This is a genomic window from Pseudomonas defluvii, from assembly GCF_001695625.1.
Taxonomy (GTDB): domain Bacteria; phylum Pseudomonadota; class Gammaproteobacteria; order Pseudomonadales; family Pseudomonadaceae; genus Aquipseudomonas; species Aquipseudomonas defluvii.
Genome location: NZ_MBPN01000268.1, coordinates 1 through 1,266, shown reverse-complemented (window position 1 = coordinate 1,266; position 1,266 = coordinate 1). Strand labels below are relative to the sequence as shown.

Sequence of the window (1,266 nt, the reverse complement as noted above, 5' to 3'; positions counted from 1 at the left end):
CTGAAACTGCTGCTATCTGTTTGCAACAAAAGAAAAAGCCCGGCAATGCCGGGCTTTTTCGTACTGATTACCGGTAGCCGAAGGGCTTACAGGATGCTCAGCGGGTACTCGACGATCACACGTACTTCGTCGATGGATGGCGAACCGTAGTAAACGCCGTCTGCGGAGCGGTAGGTCGCCTGGCGAACACGGAAGCTCAGGTCTTTTGCTGGGCCTTCCTGCAGGACGTACTTCGCTTCGATGTTACGCTCCCACTCTTTGCCGTTGTTAGTACCTTCTACGTTAGCATCGGTACCACGGATATAGCGGGTCATGAAGCTCAGGCCTGGAACGCCGTAGGTGGCCATGTTCAGGTCGTAGCGAGCTTGCCAGGATTTTTCGTCTTCAGCGTTGAAGTCGGAGCGTTGTACCGAGTTGGCCAGGAAAATGGTACCGCCACCATCAACGCCATAAGCGTAGTCGCCGTCACCGGTTACACGCTGATGGGCAAGGGTGAATGTATGAGCGCCAATGTTGTATGCAGCCGAAAGGCTGAACGCACGGTTGTCAAGTTTTTGACCGTCATACGCCTTTACGGTGTTAGCGCCTTCGCCTTTGGTGTCATAGATATTGAAGTCGAATACCAAGCCTTGCGCGTCGCTGATCGGCAGGCTCCAGTTCACGTTGGCGTAGTACTTGCGCCAGTAATCTTCTACTTTCGAGTAGTACAGGCTGGTACTCAGGGTGTCGGTGATTGCGTAGGTGCCACCGAGAACGTCGGCTTGTTTCAGGTGCAGGCTGTCACGGTCGGTTTGATCTTGGGCGTTGATGCCAGTGAAGTGACCGGCGTGCAGGGTCAGGCCTTTGATTTCGTTGCTGGTGATCAGGGCACCCTCTGCAACTTCAGGCAGCAAACGGCTGTCGTCGGTAGCGAGAACCGGCAGCGCGGTGAATTGGTCGCCGACTTTCAGAACGGTGTCAGAGATGCGGAGTTTGACTGCGCCACCACCCTCGGAGTAGTCGTCTTGCGAGCGACCATCAGAGCCCGTCGGGAACAAGCCGGTGCCTGCACGGCCTTTGCCGCTGTCCAGTTTCAGGGCTCTTCGCATTTAAGGGTGTAGCTGATTTCTAAACCCTCCTGACTTCAGCAAGCACCTGGCTATGTAATTGGTTAAATTTCTAAAGCCCAAGGCGGTACCTCGTAAGTGCTCAAGTCGCCCGTTGATAGCTTCTGTTGGACCGTTGCTGGTTCCTGGCCGGTCGAAGTAGGCAAGGATGCTCTCAGCG

Annotated in this window: 1 protein-coding gene and 1 pseudogene; both read right to left on the bottom strand. The window is 55.1% G+C overall.

Annotated elements, in window-relative coordinates; genetic code table 11:
* Window positions 1–86 precede the first annotated feature (86 nt).
* Window positions 87–1,076 (bottom strand): annotated as a pseudogene (locus tag EKA13_RS27205) (OprD family porin); the annotation flags it as partial.
* Between the two features lie 12 nt (window positions 1,077–1,088).
* On the bottom strand, window positions 1,089–1,266 hold a 178-nt coding region (locus EKA13_RS27200; protein ID WP_141685661.1), incomplete at its 5' end, for a transposase.